Source organism: Bradyrhizobium sp. CIR18 (assembly GCF_014198295.1).
In the GTDB taxonomy this organism is placed as follows: Bacteria; Pseudomonadota; Alphaproteobacteria; order Rhizobiales; family Xanthobacteraceae; genus Bradyrhizobium.
Window position 1 is genome coordinate 146,422 of record NZ_JACIHF010000012.1, and the last position, 20,171, is coordinate 166,592.

Genomic DNA, 20,171 nt, shown 5'->3' on the forward strand with positions numbered 1-20,171 from the left:
CTGCGGCTACCTCATCCAGGGTTATGAGGAGTTCCATTTTGTTCAATGAAGCTCCGCATGTTCGCCGCAGCGTGTCTCCGGAGAGGCCGGCCTCGCCTCGAAGTGTGGATCGTCGAGGAGCGCCTGCCAGTATTCCGGCGGCAATCGGCGTGGGGTGGAATGGCGGCCTCGGGCTTCCTGACCGCTGCGTGTGACCCTCAGCGGAAGTCGCTACTGGGCACATGCGTAGTGCGGCGTCGCTGCTGTTGATCTAAGTCAATTATCACCCATCCTTTGGCTTCAAACTATTAAGGTCGTCCTCTCCCTACCGTCCTAAAGGCCTCCTGAAGGTTCGGCGCCAAAGTGAGAGATTGCTCATGATAACAATCCCAGAACTGACGTCCCAGGCTCTTGGTGCGTTCCTGATCTCGGAGACAAGCGGTCGCTTCGGCTTGTCCCACGCCAGCTTGCCGGAATTGCTGCCCTATGCAGCAAAGCTGGCCCTGGAATGTATTGGTAACAGCGATGCACTCTACCACAACGTCGAGCACACCTTGTTGGTCACGCTGGTGGGGCATGACATCCTGATCGGGCGCTCCCTTCTTAGGCCAACGACGGCTAGCGACTATGCTCACTTCATCCTGGCGTGCCTGCTTCACGATATTGGCTACGTTCGGGGAATAGTTCACGGAGACCAGGACGGTGCCTATGTGGTTGATGGTACCGGCCAAACGGTTGAGTTACCGATCGGCTCTTCTGATGCAGCGCTTGCGCCCTATCATGTCGACCGCTCAAAATTATTCGCCATGGAGCGTCTCGACGCAGTTGACGAAATTGATGCTGCTCGCGTTACCCAAGCCATCGAATACACTCGTTTTCCTTATGCAGACGGATCAGCGAACGAACTCAAGGATGATCTTGACGAAGAGGAAGGTTTGTTGCTTCGCGCCGCCGACCTGATCGGTCAGCTCGGCGATCCGAATTACATGAAGAAATCAAATGCGCTGTTCTACGAGTTCGAGGAGATAGGACTCAACAAGTCGCTTGGATACACCACACCCGCGGACGTGGTGTACAAATATCCTCAGTTCTACTGGACCAAGGTCGCACCGCACGTCCAAACTGCCATCCGCTATTTGAATGTAACCTCGAGCGGAAGACAATGGATCGGCAGTCTCTATGGCAACGTCCTTCGCGCTGAGCGAGAGATGGGACTTTCTGGTCCGGAGCTATAGGAATACTGTGATTTCGGGTTGATTCCGATCAATCCTCCGACGCTCAGAACTGACGATAGCTGACATAGCCAGCGGCTTTAGGCGCGCGCTGACATCCGTTGTCGTTTGGCCGAAAGTCCGCAGATGACCAACATTGTTGAAGAAGTAGTCCCCGAGCGATCTTGAGCGCAGCGCGGCTGACCTACAGCCCAAAGCCTCGGCCAATCTCCCGCGCAAGCTTGAGCGCGGCGTCGGTATTGCGGCCATTGAAGAACGTTCGATCAAGCTGCTAAAAGATGCCAATTCCAAATAGCGCGATGGCAATGCCTCTAAACATGGTTGTGGACCGGGTTGAACGATGCAGCGAAAGTTCAAAACGGCCCCAGCCGCAGGTTGGGAGAAACAGCCGGGGCCGACATTCCCATTCCGTGTGCCGTAATTAGCGGTAATCGGCACGCTCCCAGCAAGCCACAAGAAAGCTAACGAACGCTTTCTCCCGCCGCCGTCCGGGCGCGCGCCCCACGCCGTTGAGGTCGGACCAATGTGAAGCGCAGCGTGGGCGCTCGCCATCTGCTGCTTTGCTGAGCTGCCGTGCGATCTCTTGCCTGAGGTCTTGCGTTTCCCAATTCGCGGCATCGCTCCTGACGATCGGGATGGCAGGCTCTCACCTTGATGCTGCGAGCCCCCTCGGGCCAGCCTTGGCCCCTTGGGGGCTGGAGGGGACAGTGCGGGGCCAAGGCGGTCCGACGGATGGCGCTGAGGAGCGCCACGCAATTGAGGCTAGTCCCAGTCGGCGAAATCGCTGTGTTCACTTGTGACCGGGACAGCTATTTGTAATGTTCAACAAAGGAACACGGCGGCTGGCTATGCGACATGCAGGCCCAGTCTGAGAAGCTTCGCCGAGGCGCCGCTGAGTGCGCCCTTATTCGCGACTTGGCGACTGATCCCAAGAAGCGCGAGCTGTTTGCCAGATTGGCTGAACACCTTGACGTGCTCGCATCGGCAGTGGAGCAAGTTATTGCCGACAGCGGTGGTACCGACATCGCTATGACACATCCAAAGCAGCCGTGCGGGATCGTCACGACGCGCTGCCCGGATGGGCTGGCACCGTGAAGTGGAAAGTCGCGCCATGGGGCGCATTGGAGGTCACCCACAGGCGCCCGGAATGCGCTTCGATGATCGAGCGGCAGATCGACAGTCCCATCCCCAGACCGCCAGGCTTTGTCGTGTAGAAGGGGTCGAAGATGCGCTTGAGAGCGTCCGGGGCCAATCCTGGTCCCGAATCCTTCACCGCGACGATAATGCCGTCAGATTCGGCCCGAGCGGTCGTGATGAGCACGCTTCGCGATCCCCTCGCGACCGTGCCCATGGCTTGGATGGCATTGACCATCAGGTTGAGGATCACTTGCTGCAATTGGACGCGATCACCTTCGACGAGTGGTAAACCGTCTCCGAGTTCCGTCTGCATCGCGACGTCGTTCTTCACCGCTTCGCTGCGGGCGAGCTCGATCACGTCCCGGATCGCCTCGTTGATATCCAAGCGATCCTTCAGTGGCGGTGCTTTCTTGATGAGATCACGTATGCGCCCGATGATGTCGCGGGCTCGATCAGTGTCGTTCACAACATAACCGAGCGTATCCTTGGCTCTCCCGACATCCGGCGGGTTTCTGTCCAAGAAATGCAGGGCGGCATCGGCATTCATCGATGCGCCAGCGATCGGCTGGCTTACTTCATGGGCGATCGAGGCCGTGAGCTCACCCATGGTGGCGAGGCGGCTCGCATGCGCCAATTCCCTTTGCACCTCCCGCAAGGTCTCTTCGGCCCGCTTGCGCTCGGTGATGTTCCGTCCGACGCCGCGGTAACCGATGAAGCGCCCTGCATTGTCGAGGACCGGCAGTCCCGAGATGGACACGTAGCGTTTACCGCCGTCAGGCGTAGGCCTCGCCAGCTCGAAATCACGGAACGGCAGGTGGGCATCGAGAGTCTCCCGGTGCTTGCGCCAGGCCTCCGCGTCGGGCTCCAAATAGGGCACTTCCCACCGCGTCTTCCCAATTTCAGAGCCAGGCGCCGGCGCGTCGGCAAGACCCTCGCCGAACTCCTGGCGGGTGAAGCGATGCTGCGCATCGGATTCCCAGTAAACGTCGAAGGAGAATTGTACAAGGGTGCGAAAGCGCTCCTCGCTCTGCCGCAGAGCCTCTTCCGACCGCTTGCGCTCCGTCAGGTCGACGACAAAAGAGACGCCGTAATCTCGTCGCTCGTCGAATGCAGCCATGCCGATCAACACGGGCACGCGGCTGCCGTCCTTGCGGAAATATTCCTTCTCGAACGGCTGCACGCTCCCCATCATCTTTAGCTCCGGGATCCACAATCGCATGTGGCGGTCGAGCCACTCCGGCGGTGTAAGGTCAGTCCAGCGTAGGGGGCCCGAAATGAGATCCTCGCGATCGTATCCCACGATGCGGAGAAACGCATCATTCGCCTCCAGAATCCGACCTCCAAGCTCCCAGATGATAATCCCGATGATGTTGGCCTCGACCAGGCGCCGAATCCTAGCCTCGCGTTCTGCGAGATCCTGGTACAAGTGAGCGTTCTCCAGCGCGATTGCCGCCTGCGAGGCGAGCAGCTTTAGCACCGCGATCCGACCGGGCGCGAAGACGTGCGCAGCCAGATTGTTTTCCAGGTACAGCACGCCGATGAAATTGGCATGAGCGATCACCGGCAGGCCGAGCACGGAGCGCGCTTGGCGCTGAACGATGTAGGGATCCGCTGAAAACGGTTTCTGGGCTGCGGCATCATCGAGAATGATGCTGTCCCGCGTACGCAAGATGTAGTTGAGGATCGCCTCCGGCAGGAGCGCTGCAGTCACGGGCTCGTCGCGCAGCTGCACGACGACCGTGTCGCCGTCGGTGGTCGCTTCGGCGGCAATTCGCAACTCGGTCTCGTGCGACAGAACCAACAGGCCGCGCTCGGCGCCCGCGTGCTCGATAGCGGTGCGCATGACGGTGATGAGCAGCTTCTCCCGGACGATTGCGCCCGAGACCGCTTGCGACAACTTGATGACGGTGGCGAGGTCGAGCTGCTCCAGGGGGGTCTCGATCGTGCTCGTCGGACCGGGCGCCGCTGTTTCCTCTGCCAGGTGGGCATAGACGCGGTCGAGTTGCCGCACCTTGCCATCAGCCCCCCACCGCAAATAGGCACGCCGAGCGTCGGCCAAGTACGCTCGAGCGATTCTCTCAAACCCGCGCGCCGCGTAGAAGCGTGCGGCGAGTTCGTTGGCAAGCGCGTCGTTTTGAACAAAGCCGTTGGCGCGGGCCGAGCGGATTGCGTGTTCATAGAGGCGCTCGGCATCGAGTTCGCGGCCCTCCAAGCGGGCGACCTCCGCCTCGATAAGCGCAGCGCGATTCTCGAAATTTTCCGGACAATTCTTTGCCCAGATTTGGATCTGTCGCCGGTGCACCGCCAGTGCCGCGAGGTACTCCCGGTGCTGGGCAGGCGCGGCGGAGGCGCAGGCCATCGCGAGGGACAATGCACCATAGAATTCGTATTCGGCAGTTTCGAGTTGCGATATAGACGTCCACAGCAGCCGCTGCGCCCTTTGCGACGCCTCAATCGCAGTCGCGTAGTCGCCTGCAAAAAAGCGCGCCTGCTGCTTTCGGATCCAATACCAGCAGTCCGCTCGCATGAGGTTGGCATTCTCGGCGAACCGGCGCTCCGTCTGAAGCTCTTCAAAGTGCTCATCGTCGAAGGAGCCGAATTTCGACGTCAGCCCCCGCAGGGTTCGGATGAGCTGCAGTTGGCTGACGACAACGTCAACGACCAGCCCGAACTGTGCCGTCTTCGCAAATGCGAGGCCACTCTCGACTTCGCGTTGCACCTCGGCGAGCGGGTCACCAGCCGCGAGCAGATTCGAATTGAGATTGACGCGGGCGTACGCGGCGAAAGTGAGATCACCGGTTTTGTTTGCGACGTCGAAAGCCCGAAGCAGCGAATCACGCGCACTCCGGACATGTTGCGTCCATGGCGCGAGGTGCGCTCCGAAGAGCATGTAGGTCTGCGCATGAAGTCGCGTCAATCCGCGCCGTTCGACCAATTCATATCCGAGCAGACCAAATCGAAATCCCGCCTCGTAGTCGCCGAAGCGAGGACCGGCAATCATCCCAAGCCTCATATAAGCAACGCAAGAGGCATCGCAGTTTCCGTGTTCAAGGCTGAGATTAACCGCTCGACAAACGGTCAAGGAAAAGAGGTTCAAATCCGTGAATAGTGCAGGCGGCAGCAGCCTGGTAAGCACGCCCAGAGTCGCGAGAGACACCGAATCACTCATTAAGGGCAGATCGATCAAAGCTTCGATACGGCGCCCGCCAAGTTGGGAGCGGACGCGGTCGTATTCACCTCGCGCCTCCTCCTCCGTCGGATGGGGCGGCCAGTCGATGGTCAGGTGGCGGAGGTAATCGAGAGCAACAGCAATTGCATCGCTACTCCGATCGAGCCTCGTGTACAGGTCAATGCGCAGGCACGAGACCGTGGCTAACTCGACAGGCCCTGCCGCACGGGCTGAGAGAGCCATCAGGCGTCGCTCCGCTTCCGCCAGCGCGCCGGTCAGAAACTCGCATTCTGCCCGGTTGATCTCCAGGGAGAAGGCCAGTTCATGCCTGCTCTCCCAGCAATCCTCCAGCAACAGGGCCGCGCCGGCTTTGAGATAAGTCAGTGCCGAGTCATAGGCGGTGGACGCTTTGGCGCGCTTGGCTGCGAGCAGGTTGAGCTCGGTCAGCTTCGCTCGTTCGTCTCGTGAGGTGATCAACGCAACGCCGCGGTTGAGCTGATTGACAATGTCGAAGATCACGTCCCCGTGCTGTTCTGTGGGAGTATTCGCCACGAGGAGCCGGCCGATGGCGAGATGGGCTTCCGCACGCTCGGCTTCCGGTTTGCTTGAATAGGCGGCTTCCTGCACCCGGTCGTGGGTGAATCTGTAATAGCCTTGCCGTCGCTCGACCAGCTCCTCGTGCGCGGCTTCCCACAGCGCTGCGTCGACTTCAGCCGCCGATTTTCCCAGAACAAGGGCCAACAGCGTGATCGTGGCGCTGTTACCGAGACAGGCGAGCTGCTGCAACGCTGCCTGCGTGTTGGCCGGAAGGCGCGCGAGTTTGCCGACCATGAGGTCCACCACATTGTCGGTATAGCCCTTGGCGCGAATGAGATCGAGATCCCACGTCCAGCACGGCGACGTATGATCGAACGCAAGCAAACGCTCCTCGACGAGCTCGTGAAGAAACTGGATGGCGAAGAACGGATTGCCACCCGCTTTCTCCTGCACTATCTGCACCAGGGACGCGGCATAACTCGGCTCGCAACGCAACGAGTCGGCGATCAGCTGCCCGACATGCTCGGTGGCAAGCGGCGCTAGCGCGATCTCCTCAACGATGCCGCTGCAATTTTTGATGGCGGCGATCCTGCGCCGCAGAGGATGCGCGGCGTCGACCTCGTTATCGCGGTAAGCGCCGATCATCAGCAGATGGCTCACATCCGCCTGAGTCAGCAGATCCTCGAGCAGGTCCAGCGTCGCCGAGTCTAGCCATTGCAGGTCGTCGAGGAATAGCGCCAGTGGATGCTCCGGTCGCGCGAATACGCCGATGAACTGCCGCACCACTTGGTGGAAGCGCCTTTGCGCATCCTGCAGAGCCAGGTCTGGTACCCGCGGCGGCTCGCCGATGATGAGCCTCAGCTCGGGGACCAGGTCCACCAATAGCCCGCCGTTCGGGCCCAACGCCTTTTGCAGGGCATCGCGCCAGGGCGCCAGCTCGACCTCACTCTTCGCCAGAAGGCCGCGGAGCAGGCTGCGGAACGCCTGCGCCAGTGTGGCATAGGGAATGTCGCGCTTGTATTGGTCGAACTTGCCGTCGGCGAACAGGCCGCGCGAGGGCACCAGCACCTTGTGCAGCTCGTTGACGACAGCTGACTTGCCGATGCCGGCGTATCCCGAGACCAACACCAGCTCAGGCGTGCCGCTCTGGACCATGCGGTCGAAGGCCGCGAGCAAGACTTGGATGTCTCGCGCGCGCCCATAGAGCGTCTCGGGGATGAGCAGCCGGTCCGGGATGTCGCGCTCGCCCAGGGGGAAGTCGTCGATCCCCTGCCGAGCCTCCCAGGCGGCGAGGCAGCGCCGGAGATCGCTCTCCAGACCGGCCGCGGTCTGATAGCGCTCCTCGGCGGTCTTGGCGAGCAGCTTCATGATGATGGCCGAAAGGAAATTGGGCACTTGCTTCCGACGCTCGGCGGGCGGCACAGGCCTCCTGGCGATATGGCAGTGCACCCATTCCATCGGATCGGCTGCGGTAAACGGGGGCACGCCGGCGAGCATCTGATAGAAGGTGACGCCCAACGCGTATAGATCACTGCGCGCGTCGATCGAGCGGTTCATTCGTCCGGTCTGCTCGGGTGCCATATAGGCGAGGGTGCCGGCGATGGTTTCAGGCGGTTCGGGTGATTGGCGCTCGCGCGGGAGTCGCGAGGCAATGCCGAAACCCGTGAGTCTGACTTCGCCGGTCGCGCGATTCACGATGATGTTGTGCGGCTTGATGTCTTTGTGCACGAGCCCACGCTGATGGACCTTGCCAAGAGCCGCCGTGATGTGGACGGCGAGATGCAAGAACGTTCCCACCTGCATAGGCGCTTGGAGCTGGCGCTCCAGCGGCTCGCCGCCGGGATCCTCGAGCAGCAGCACGGGCCGGCCGCCCTCACTGACAAGTTCGAGCGGCCGCAAGGCCCACGCGCTGTCGAGCTCGTCCTTTAGTGCATATTCGTGAGCCAGGCGATCCCGGCTCGTTGATGGGGCATGCTCGGCGGGAAGCACGGCCAGCACAGTTTTGCGGCCACCATCGGAGCCCTGGCGCGATGCCCGGCAAAAGATGCGGTCGTCGTCCTCCCATAACGCCTGGAAGTCGCTATCCATGCGCGCCGAACCGAAAGACTGGGTTCAACTGCTGGCCTCTACGGAACCCGATGTCGGGTGGCGAGATACCTGTTGAGCTCGTTGAACAAAATCGAGCTTGCCACAGATGGAGCGGCGTGGCCAGCCGAGCTAAGCTCGCCTACAACGAAGCGGTCCTGAATTCTGGCTGCCGATCAGGTGCGGCATCGGTCGAACGCGGACAGGCGTTCTGTCTTTGCAATAGATCGATGAGATTCGTCCGATCGTCATTTTTTCAGAAGTAGCCCCATTTCTCGCGCCATCCGCTTGACTGAGCCGACATGCCGGCGAAGGGCCGCGGCAATCTCCGCCGCGCCGTACCGCCGGCGGCTCATTGCCGAAAGCTTCCTGCGTTCGAGGTCGCTCCATTCCTTCGGCTTCGATGCTTTCATGTTGTCATCTTGCCGCCGGCCCGAGGCAGGCAACATTGGGAAATTTACGGGTGCCATCTAGAGTTTGCCCGACAGGCCGAAGCGTCGATCGTCGAGGAGCGCCTGCCAGTATTCCGGCGGCAAATCGGCGTGGGGTGGAGCGGACTAACCGCCTTCGGTCTCTCTCACCCTCGCTTGTCCGATCAGCCGCTGACCGGTTGAGAAAGCGTCCGGAGCCCCGCTTCAATGGCCGCGATGTCTTGCTCGATTTGGACGATAGATGATCGGCAATCGAAACCAGTTGTCGCCTTCAGATCAGCGGCCAACCGCCAGCGATGCATCCGGAGAGCTTCGAGCGACTGCTGGTCTTTTAGCCGAGTGAAGCCGCCAACGATCAACTCAATCGCACTCGACATAACGCTGCCCCACAATCAAATTTCGCATAGCAATATACCTCTAGGATAAAGGGAGTTTGGATTTTAGTAAATTCAAAAATCCGGCGTGTGGAGCATAAGCAATTCACCGCGAGGCTGAGTCTTGATCTGCTTCGATTGTTCTGCCATTTTAAATCTGTTATTGATATTTTGGTTTTTTGACGCGGCTTTTCAGAGCTATTTCGCAATATTGCGCCGCTACCTATTGGATAGAACATGAGCGACGAAACGATTGTCCGTTTGCAGACCCATAGGAAGAATGTTGAGCGGTATTTGCGCCTGCTAGAAACTGCGTTGACCGACGTTGAGCAGCAGTACGTTGAGAAGCGCCTGGCTGAAGAAGGATCGGCCATGGACCAGCTATCGCTTCAGATGGCCGGGGCGGCGAACGCTTTCCATAAGACGTGCAATCACGCGCCCAGCGGCAAACGGTAAAAACCGCAAGCGGCGGTCAACCCGCGGTCTGTCGCAATTGTCCACTGGCCGAGATATGGCAGGATACGCTCGCGAGTGAACGCACCGCGCAATCGCGGATAATAAGGGAGCGGGGCGCGGGACTTTGGTCAACTAATCCTTGGATGTATCTCGCAGCGCAATTTGAATGGCTTCGCGGATTCGCCGACCTCCTTTGGGTTCGATCGCATCCAAGTGATAAATTCGACATAACAGACCGTTGATGCGCCTCACAATGCTCCTGTTATTGGAGTGCCGATTGCGCGCGCGCACCAGCTGACGGCGCACTTCCAACAGGTCCAGGCGATGAAGCCCTCTTGATTGCACCATGCGGATGGACCCAGCGTGTGTCGTTTATGATCGTCAGCCACGGACACTCGGTCCAGCGTGATTATCACGGGCCAAACCACCGCAGGCTTTCATCGTTCCAGCCAGATCAAATAGCTCTTTTAATTAAATTTACGGGGTGCTATTAGCATTTAATTATTTAATTTGCAAATTTATGGGTGGGGGCTGGTTTGACTACCCCATTGAACCAAAAGTTCGATGTTGCCGGATCTGATATGGCTGGGGCGTCCTTTAGTTTCCCTAAGCCTGCCCCAGCTCACGCACTCATCATTTCGGACGCGCATCTCTTGTTCTCAGGGGACTATGCACGTTCAGGTCATGATCTCATCATTTCCGATTCTGACCATCGGATCACGATCCCCAATTACTTTCTCGGCGAGAAGCGTTTGCCGCTCAGCTCGTCGGACGGCGCGCTGCTCGATGCGAGAGTGGTCGAAGCCCTCACCGGTTATCAAACCTTTGCGCAAGCCGGAGGTAATGCCGCTGCTGGAAAGGTGATTGGCCGTGTCGCGACCGTAACGGGAAGCGCCAGCATCGTTCGCAACGGCGTTACGATCGAGGCGAATAATGGGGATGTCGTTTATCAGAACGATGTCGTGCAAACTGGAAGCGGCTCTACCATTGGTCTCGTCCTTATCGACGGCAGCACGTTCAACCTGAGCGCCAACGCTCGGTTCATGTTGAACGAATTGGGGTATGAGGGGCAGAGTAGTGCGAGTGGCACCTTAGTCAGCCTGACGAGTGGCACGAACCATTCGATGTTCACTCTCATCCAGGGTGCCGCCAGTTTCGTCGCTGGCCAGGTCGCGAAAAGCGGCGACATGCAGGTCGCGACGCCGACTGCCGTGATTGGAATTCGCGGTACTGCCGTCCTTCTCAGCGTCGATGCTGTGGATGGGAAAGTCTCGGTCTCTGTCGCTGATCAGCAAGACGGCCGAGTTCATTCCGTACAAGTCTTCAAATGCGTTCCAGCGACGAACTTGCTTCAAGGCGTTTGTACTGCGGGGGATCCGATCGGGATAGTTACCAGCGACGGTCCATCGCTAACCATCACGCCAACCGCGAATTTCGAGGTGATCACTCAAACTGTCAGCAAGACCCCAGGGCAAGTTGCGCAGGAGTTCAACGCTTTTCAACAGGTGTTGACGACCTACGATATCGGGAAACAGATTGCTCCAGACACTCCGGCTCCTAGCGACGGCAAGCGAGGAGACGTCGACACAAAGTCGCTGCAGAAGTTCGCTGGGAGCCCCCCACCATCACCCACTGAAGCTCCAACCACCATTATAGGGGACGACATAAAAGGCCAAGCTGGTGGGGGATCGATCGCTCCAGTTGTTGTGACGCTCGCTTCCATCGCGGGGACTTCTGCCTCTGCCTCGAAGCCGCTCGTCCCCACTTTGGACCCATCGCAAGCTGTTGTTGTGGCTTCATTCGAACCTGTCCTTATCAGCAGCGCAGGCGGCCCAACCAACCAAGGAAATCAAACAATCAGCGGAACAGTTGATCCTTCCTTCGTTGGAAGCACGGTGACGCTGTACGACACATACAATGGTGTTACGAGGCAGATTGGAACGGTTACCGTTGGCTCCGGCGGCGTTTGGAGCCTGGCGGTCACCCTGGCAGGTGATGGCGACCACAGCATCGTGGCTTTGGACCCTAGCGCCAACGTCACAACGAGCGTGCCCGTTGTTTTCACGCTCGACACGACGGCGCCGACCGTCGCGATCACCAGCGCGGGCGGGCCGGTCAACCAGGCCAGCCAGACCGTCACCGGTACGGTGGGCATCGCCGATGCCGGCACCACCGTCACCATCCTGGACGGCACCACTGCGATTGGTACCGCCATCGTGCAGGCCAACGGGACCTGGAGCACCACGGTCACGCTGAACCAGGGCGGCAACTCCCTGACCGCCCGGGTGAGCGATGCGGCCGGCAACTTCGCGACCAGCGGCGCCGTGGTCTACACGCTCAGTACCACAGGTCCGACCGTGACCGAGGCCCTGATTGCCGACACCGGCACGTCGGCCACCGATCACGTCACCGCCAACCCGGCGCTGAGCGGCACCGGCTTGGCCAACACCGTCGTGCATCTGACGATTGATGGTGTTCTCATCGCCTCTACGGCAACCACCGATGCGCAAGGCGCCTGGTCGTTTACGCCGACCGGGCTGGCCGACGGATTACACACCATCGTCGCAAGCCAGACTGACACTTTTGGCAACACCGGCTCGGCCGCGCTGAGCTTCACGCTGGACACGACGGCGCCGACCGTCGCGGTCACCAGCGCGGGCGGACCCGTCAACCAGGCGAGCCAGATTATCACCGGCACGGTCGGCGTCGCCGATGCCGGCGCCTCCGTCACCATCCTGGATGGCGCCACGACGATCGGCACCGCCATCGTGCAGGCCAACGGGACCTGGAGCGCCACGGTCGCGCTCAACAACGGCCCGAACTCGCTGACCGCACGGGTGAGCGATGCGGCCGGCAACACCGCGACCAGCGGCGCGGTGGTCTACACTCTCAGCACCACCGGCCCGACCGTGACCGAGGCCCTGATTGCCGACACCGGCATCTCCGCCACCGATCACCTCACCACTAACCCGGCGCTGAACGGCACCGGCCATGCCAACACCGTGGTGCACTTCACCATCGACGGCAGCACGATCGTGGCGACGGCGACCGCCGATGCGCAAGGGGCCTGGTCGTTTACACCGACCGGGCTGGCCGACGGACCGCACACCATCGTGGCGAGCCAAACCGACACTTTTGGCAACACCGGCTCGGCCTCGCTGAGCTTCACGCTCGACACCACGGCACCGACGGTTGCGATTACCAGCACCGGCGGACCGGTCAACCAAGCCAGCCAGACCGTCACCGGCACGGTGGGCGTCGCCGATGCCGGCGCCACCGTCACCATCCTGGACGGCTCCACCACGATCGGCACCGCCATCGTGCAGGGCAACGGCGGCTGGAGCACAACGGTCACGCTGAACAATGGCCCGAACTCGCTGACCGCACGGGTCAGCGACGCGGCCGGTAACACCGCGACCAGCGGCGCCGTGGTCTACACGCTCAGCACCACCGGCCCGACGGTAACCGAGACCCTGGTCGCCGACACCGGCACGTCGGCCACCGACCATGTCACCGCCGATCCGGCCCTGAGCGGCACCGGCCTCGCCAACACGGTGGTGCACTTCACCATCGACGGCAGCCCGATCGCGGCGACGACCACCACCGATGCGCAAGGAGCCTGGTCGTTTACGCCGAGCGGGCTGGCCGACGGATCACACACCATCGTCGCGAGCCAAACCGACATCTTTGGCAACACCGGCTCGGCCTCGCTGAGCTTCACGCTGGACACGACGGCACCCGCGGTCGCGATCACCAGCGCGGGCGGACCGGTCAACCAGGCGAGCCAGACCATCACCGGCACGGTGGGCGTCGCCGATGCCGGCGCCACCGTCACCATCCTGGACGGCAGCACGACGATCGGTACCGCGATCGTGCAGGCCAACGGGACCTGGAGCGCCACGGTCACGCTCAACAACGGCTTGAACTCGCTGACCGCACGGGTGAGCGATGCCGCCGGCAACACCGCGACCAGCGGCGCGGTGGTCTATACGCTCAGCACCACCGGTCCGACCGTGACCGAGGCCCTGGTCTCCGACACCGGCACCTCTGCCACCGACCATGTCACCGCCAACCCAGCGCTGAACGGCACCGGCCTTGCCAACACCGTGGTGCACTTCACCGTCGACGGCAGCCCGATCGCAGCGACGGTGACCACCGATGCGCAAGGGGCGTGGTCGTTTACACCGACCGGGCTGGCCGACGGACTACACACCATTGTCGCAAGCCAAACCGATACCTTTGGCAACATCGGCTCGGCGTCGCTGAGCTTCACCCTCGACACGACGGCACCGACCGGTGGCACGCCAGATCTGACGGCGGGTTCGGATACTGGTACCTCGAGCACGGACAACATCACCTCGGCGACCCCGCCGAGCTTCACGGTGGCGCTGAACCCGACCGATGCCATTGGCGATACGGTGCGGCTGTTGCTGGGCGGCTCGCCGCTGGCGCACCCGGTCACGCATGTGATCACGGCCGCCGACGTGACGGCAGGCAACGTTAATCTGACGGTGACTGCCGGCGATCTCGGAGCCGATGGCACCAAACAGATCACGGCCCAGTTCAGCGATGTCGCCGGCAACAGTTCGACGAGCGCAGCACTGAGCTTCACGCTGGACACCACGGCACCCGCGGTTGCGATCACCAGCGCGGGCGGACCGACCAACCAGGCGAGCCAGATTATCATCGGCACGGTCGGCGTCGCCGATGCCGGCGCCACCGTCACCATCCTGGACGGCAGCACCACGATCGGCACCGCCATCGTGCAGGGCAATGGGGCCTGGAGCGCCACGGTCACGCTCAACAACGGCCCGAACTCGCTGACCGCACGGGTGAGCGATGCGGCCGGCAACACCGCGACCAGCGTCGCAGTGGTCTACACCCTCAGCACCACCGGCCCGACCGTGACTGAGGCCCTGGTCGCCGATACCGGCACCTCCGTCACCGACCACGTCACCGCCAACCCGGCCGTGAACGGCACCGGCCTTGCCAACACCGTGGTGCACTTCACCATCGACGGCAGCTCGATCGCGGCGACGGCGACCGCCGATGCGCAAGGGGCCTGGTCGTTTACACCGACCGGGCTGGCCGACGGATTACACACCATCGTGGCGAGCCAAACCGACACTTTTGGCAACACCGGCTCGGCCTCGCTGAGCTTCACGCTCGACACCACGGCACCGACGGTTGCGATTACCAGCACCGGCGGACCGGTCAACCAAGCCAGCCAGACCGTCACCGGCACGGTGGGCGTCGCCGATGCCGGCGCCACCGTCACCATCCTGGACGGCTCCACCACGATCGGCACCGCCATCGTGCAGGGCAACGGCGGCTGGAGCACAACGGTCACGCTGAACAATGGCCCGAACTCGCTGACCGCACGGGTCAGCGACGCGGCCGGTAACACCGCGACCAGCGGCGCCGTGGTCTACACGCTCAGCACCACCGGCCCGACGGTAACCGAGACCCTGGTCGCCGACACCGGCACGTCGGCCACCGACCATGTCACCGCCGATCCGGCCCTGAGCGGCACCGGCCTCGCCAACACGGTGGTGCACTTCACCATCGACGGCAGCCCGATCGCGGCGACGACCACCACCGATGCGCAAGGAGCCTGGTCGTTTACGCCGAGCGGGCTGGCCGACGGATCACACACCATCGTCGCGAGCCAAACCGACATCTTTGGCAACACCGGCTCGGCCTCGCTGAGCTTCACGCTGGACACGACGGCACCCGCGGTCGCGATCACCAGCGCGGGCGGACCGGTCAACCAGGCCAGCCAGACCATCACCGGCACGGTGGGCATCGCCGATGCCGGCGCCACCGTCACCATCCTGGATGGCAGCACGACGATCGGTACCGCGATCGTGCAGGCCAACGGCAGCTGGAGCACGACGGTCACGCTAAACCAGGGCGGCAACTCGCTGACCGCACGGGTCAGCGATGCGGCCGGCAACACCGCAACCAGTGGCGCGGTGGTCTATTCTGTCGGCGTGCTCGGCGCCATTCTCGGCGATGCTGGCGACAACACCCTGACAGGGACCGCCGGGAACGATGCATTCCAAGGCTTCGGCGGTAATGACACATTCAATGGTTTGTCGGGCGTTGATCGAGCGGTCTATCTCGACGCGACCGGGGGCATCACCGCCGATCTGACGGCAGGAACCGTGACGGGGCCGGGTGTCGGCACCGACACTCTGATCGGTATCGAAGCCATCCAGGGCAGCAACTTTGCCGATCACTACTCGGCGGTCGGTTTCAGCGGCAATTCCGGGGTGCCTGGCACGCCAATTGGCTTCAACAGCTTCGAAGGCATGGGGGGAGATGACATCATCGCCGGCACGGTCAATCCTTCCGGAGAGATTCTGACCCGCATTTCCTATGTCAGTGCGACAGCGGCAGTGGTCGTTGATTTCGCCGCGGGAACGGCGAACGGCGATGCATCAGTCGGCAACGACATCTTCACCAATGTCAATGCGGTCATTGGGTCAGCATTTGGAGACACGCTGCGGGGCAGCGACAATCCGAACGGCACGTTCGAGCAATATGACGCTCGTGCCGGCAACGATCTGATCGATGGCCGCGGCGGCTACGATTTTGCCGTCTACAACAACGACGCCGCCACCACCACGGGCTTAACCGTCAATCTTGCGGCCGGAACGGTCATCGGTGATGCGACAATCGGGACCGATACGCTGCGTTCAGTGGAAGCCGTCCGCGGCACCAACTTCGCCGATACTTACGATGCCACTGGTTTCAGCGGCACCAGCACCAACGCTGGATCGAGCGGCACCTTCAACAATTTCGAAGGCATGGGCGGCAACGATGGCATCATCGGCAACGGCAACACGCGACTCCAATATACGCAATCAACCGCCGGCGTGACTGTCGATTTCCTCGCGGGCACTGCGACCGGCGATGCCTCCGTAGGTACCGATACATTCACCGGCGTCAACGCCGTCATGGGCTCGATGTTTGCCGACACCTTTTCTGGAAGCGGCGCCAATGAGAACTTCATGGGCCTTGCCGGCGATGATTTCATCGACGGAAAAGGCGGCTTCGACACGGCGCAATATGCCAACCTGACCTTCACGACGGGGGGGATCAGCGTTCACCTTGCAGCTGGAACGGTGACCGGAGATGCCTCGAGTGGCACCGACATCTTGCGTTCAATCGAAGGCATTCAGGGCACTAATTTTACCGACACTTATGACGCGACTAATTTCGGCGTCACCGGCGCTATCGATCCCGCGACCGGCCTTCCCTATGCCAATGTCGGCAACAATGGCAGCTTCAATCAATTCGAGGGAATGGGCGGTAACGACGTCATCGCCGGCAACGGCAACACCCGGCTGATCTACGCCAATGCAACCGGCCCCGTGACGATCACTTTCGATCTCAACGGTTGGACCAGCACCACCAGCGGCGCGTCGGGTACCCTAACCGGTGATGGGTCCGTGGGCACCGACACCTTCTCCGGTGTCGGCTCGGTGTCGGGGTCGTCATTTGCCGACACCATCACCGGCTCGAACAATCCAAACAACACCTCGGAGGAATTTGCCGGTCGCGGCGGCAATGACTTCATCGACGGTAAAACGGGTTTCGACAGGGCGTTCTACAACAATGATGGTTCGGCGTCGGGTATTCAAATCGATATGGCTTCGGGCGTGGTAACCGGCGACGCTGCTGTCGGAACGGACACCCTCCGATCCATCGAAGCGATCCGCGGAACCGGCTTCGCCGACACTTATGTCGCGACCAATTTCGGCGTCTCCGGCGCAAATGTCGGCGATTTCGGTACCCTCAACGAGTTTGAGGGAATGGCCGGCAATGACACGATCACCGGCAACGGCAATACCCGCATCGCATACTACAATGCTCTCGATGAGGTGACCGTCGACCTCGCCGCCGGCAACTCCCACGGGACCGCCTCCGGTGACCTCGCAGGTGTCGGGACAGACACATTCACCGGCGTGAATGCCGCCCGCGGTTCAGCTTTCGCTGACGTCATTCTCGGCGATGCCAATTCCAATGCCCTCGACGGCAGGGACGGCAATGATCGGATCGACGGCCGCGGTGGCGCCGATACCTTGACCGGCGGGAACGGCGCCGACACCTTTGTCTACGCCGATGGTGACGGAGCAGACACCATCACGGACTTTAACCGTACCCAAGGTGACACGATCGATCCGACAGGGTTGTCAGGCTTCTTCACGCTCGCAGATGTTCAATCGAAGGCAACGGTGAGCGGCGGCAACACCATCATCGATGTCGGAAGCGGGAATACTCTGACGCTGATAGGTGTAACAAGCCTCCAGCAGAGCGACTTCATCTTTCCCAACGCCACCAACGGCACCTCGGGCTCGGATGTGCTGCTCGGAACGAGTCAAGCGGATGCAATTTCCGGCCTCGCCGGAAATGATCGGCTTCAGGGATTCGGCGGCAACGATCTGCTCGATGGCGGGGCCGATTTTGACCGCGCTGTCTATACCGATGCCACGGGCGGGATCTCCGTGAACCTTGCGGCGGGAACGGTATCCGGACCGGGAGTGGGTACCGATACGCTCGTTGCGATCGAAGCCGTGGTTGGCAGTGATTTTGCGGACACCTTCAATGCGACCGGTTTCGCTGGGGGCACCGGTACGCCCGGTACGCCGATCGGGTTCAACGAGTTCGAGGGCCGCGGTGGCAACGACACCATTCTGAGTGACGTGAATCCTTTAGGCGCGGCTCTGACGCGGGTCTCCTATGTGAGCGCCACCGCCGGTGTGACTGTCGACATCGCAGCCGGGGCAGCGGATGGAGATGGATCCGTTGGTCACGACACGTTTGTTGGCTCCGGGATTCTTGTCGTCTGGGGCTCTTCGTTCGCCGATACTCTGTTCGGAAGCAACAATGGATTCGGCACGGTCGAGGTGTTTGCGGGGTTCGCTGGCAACGACGTGATCGATGGCCGCAGTGGCTTCGACCGCGTCGACTATAATAACGATCCGACCACCACGTCGGGTATTACGATCAGTCTCGCGGCTGGCACCCTGACGGGGGATGCCACGGTTGGTTCTGATACACTTGTGTCGATCGAAGCGGTCCGTGGCACCAAATTTGCCGATACCTACAACGCCGTCGGATTTAGCAGCGCCAGCACGAACTCCGGCTCGCTCGGGACCTTCAACGAGTTCACCGGCGAAGGCGGCAACGACATCATCACCGGCAACGGCAATACGCGCCTCGGATTCAACAATGCGACCGCAGGCGTCGTGGTGGACATAGCAGCCGGCACGGCGACCGGGGACGTCTCGGTCGGAAGCGATACGTTCACGGGCGTAAATGCCGTCATGGGCACGATGTTCGCCGATTCCTTGTCGGGAAGCGGCATCAACGAGATATTTACCGGGCTTGGCGGCAACGACACGATTGACGGTCGCGGCGGCTTAGATACCGCAAGCTACAACAACATCTATCTTTCGACCGGCAGTGTCACCATTGACATGGCGTCCGGCACCGCCACGGGCGACTCCTCGATCGGTACGGACACGCTGCGTTCGATCGAAGCCATCCAGGGAACCGTCCTTGCCGACACCTATGTGGCAACGGGATACGGCCTTGCAGGCGCTCTTAACGTCGGCAACAACGGCAGCTTCAACCAGTTCGAGGGACTTGGTGGTGACGATGCCATTACCGGCAGCGGCAACACGCGTCTGATCTACACCAATGCAACCGGTCCCGTGACGATCACTTTCGGTCTCAATAGCTGGACCAGCACCACCAGCGGCGCGTCGGGTACCGTAACCGGCGATGCGTCGGTAGGCACCGATACCTTTTCGGGCGTTAGCTCGGTGTCAGGGTCGTCATTCGCCGATACCATCACCGGCTCCAACAATCCCAACGGTACAGCTGAAGATTTTGCCGGTCGCGGCGGCAATGACTTCATCGACGGCAAAACTGGCTTCGACAGGGCGTTCTACAACAACGACGGTTCGGTTTCAGGTATTCAAGTCGATATGGCGTCAGGCGTGGTGGCCGGCGACGCTTCGATCGGAACAGACACTCTTCGATCAATTGAGGCGATTCGCGGGACTAGCTTCGACGATATTTTCATCGCAACCAGCTTTGGCACCTCCGGTGCAAATGCCGGCGATTTCGGTACCCTCAACGAGTTCGAGGGAATGGACGGCAATGACACCATTACCGGCAACGGCAATACTCGCATTGCATTCTACAATGCTCTGGATGGGGTGACTGTCGATCTCGCCGCCGGCAACTCCCATGGGACGGCCTCCGGTGACCTCGCCGGCACCGGGACAGATACCTTCACCGGCGTGAATGCCGTCCGTGGGTCATCCTTTGCTGACTTCATTTTTGGCGATGTCGGCAGCGACACGCTGGATGGGCAAGCCGGAAATGACGTGATCCAGGGCCGAGGAGGTGCCGACACGTTAATAGGAGGAGCGGGAAGCGACCAATTCGTCTTCGCTGCGGTTTCCGATTCCACGGTTGCAAGCCACGACACGATCAGTGATTTCGTTCATGGTACAGACGTCATCGACACCGGGGCGATCGCGGGGGTGACGAGTGTCCAAGGCTTGCTCAGCGGAAGCGCCCAAGTCGCCGCGCACAGTATCGGGTGGATTCAGAGCGGCGCGAATACGATTGTCTACGTCAACAACTCGACCACAGCGCAGAATCAAGGGTCGGCGGATATGGAAATTGTCTTGACCAATGTAACCGCGAATATACTGACCAGTCAGGATTTTCTCCTCCACATCTAACG

6 protein-coding genes are annotated in these 20,171 nt (G+C 61.2%); 3 read left to right on the forward strand and 3 right to left on the reverse strand.

Going from position 1 to position 20,171, the window contains the following annotated elements:
* The first annotated feature begins 356 nt into the window (after positions 1 to 356).
* Positions 357 to 1,214, forward strand: coding sequence for an HD domain-containing protein (locus GGD65_RS29975; RefSeq protein WP_183237575.1), 858 nt, complete (start codon positions 357 to 359; stop codon positions 1,212 to 1,214).
* Positions 1,215 to 2,271: 1,057 nt separating this feature from the next.
* Here the strand turns inward: GGD65_RS29975 and GGD65_RS29980 are convergent.
* The 3 genes from GGD65_RS29980 to GGD65_RS29990 all read right to left on the reverse strand — a co-directional run bounded on the left by GGD65_RS29980 (position 2,272) and on the right by GGD65_RS29990 (position 8,947).
* Positions 2,272 to 8,142 (reverse strand): AAA family ATPase, encoded by a 5,871-nt coding sequence (locus GGD65_RS29980; protein ID WP_183237576.1) that lies wholly within the window; start codon positions 8,140 to 8,142, stop codon positions 2,272 to 2,274.
* Positions 8,143 to 8,387: 245 nt separating this feature from the next.
* Complete coding sequence (locus GGD65_RS29985) at positions 8,388 to 8,552, reverse strand: hypothetical protein (protein ID WP_161500021.1); 165 nt, start codon at positions 8,550 to 8,552, stop codon at positions 8,388 to 8,390.
* A 182-nt stretch (positions 8,553 to 8,734) separates the two neighbouring features.
* Positions 8,735 to 8,947, reverse strand: coding sequence for a hypothetical protein (locus tag GGD65_RS29990; protein ID WP_018322887.1), 213 nt, complete (start codon positions 8,945 to 8,947; stop codon positions 8,735 to 8,737).
* A gap of 234 nt (positions 8,948 to 9,181) precedes the next feature.
* Here GGD65_RS29990 and GGD65_RS29995 point away from each other — a divergent pair, with 234 nt between their 5' ends.
* Positions 9,182 to 9,400: a hypothetical protein gene (locus GGD65_RS29995; RefSeq protein WP_183237577.1), complete on the forward strand. Its 219-nt coding sequence runs from the start codon at positions 9,182 to 9,184 to the stop codon at positions 9,398 to 9,400.
* Positions 9,401 to 9,948: 548 nt separating this feature from the next.
* Positions 9,949 to 20,169: an Ig-like domain-containing protein gene (locus GGD65_RS30000; protein ID WP_183237578.1), complete on the forward strand. Its 10,221-nt coding sequence runs from the start codon at positions 9,949 to 9,951 to the stop codon at positions 20,167 to 20,169.
* Positions 20,170 to 20,171 lie beyond the last annotated feature (2 nt).

What these genes read in the sequence shown, in the direction of transcription:
- GGD65_RS29985 (WP_161500021.1), bottom strand. Translation starts at nt 8,552, where the DNA reads ATGAAAGCATCGAAGCCGAAGGAATGGAGCGACCTCGAACGCAGGAAG.
- GGD65_RS29980 (WP_183237576.1), bottom strand. Translation starts at nt 8,142, where the DNA reads ATGGATAGCGACTTCCAGGCGTTATGGGAGGACGACGACCGCATCTTT.
- GGD65_RS29990 (WP_018322887.1), bottom strand. Translation starts at nt 8,947, where the DNA reads ATGTCGAGTGCGATTGAGTTGATCGTTGGCGGCTTCACTCGGCTAAAA.
- GGD65_RS29975 (WP_183237575.1), top strand. Translation starts at nt 357, where the DNA reads ATGATAACAATCCCAGAACTGACGTCCCAGGCTCTTGGTGCGTTCCTG.
- GGD65_RS29995 (WP_183237577.1), top strand. Translation starts at nt 9,182, where the DNA reads ATGAGCGACGAAACGATTGTCCGTTTGCAGACCCATAGGAAGAATGTT.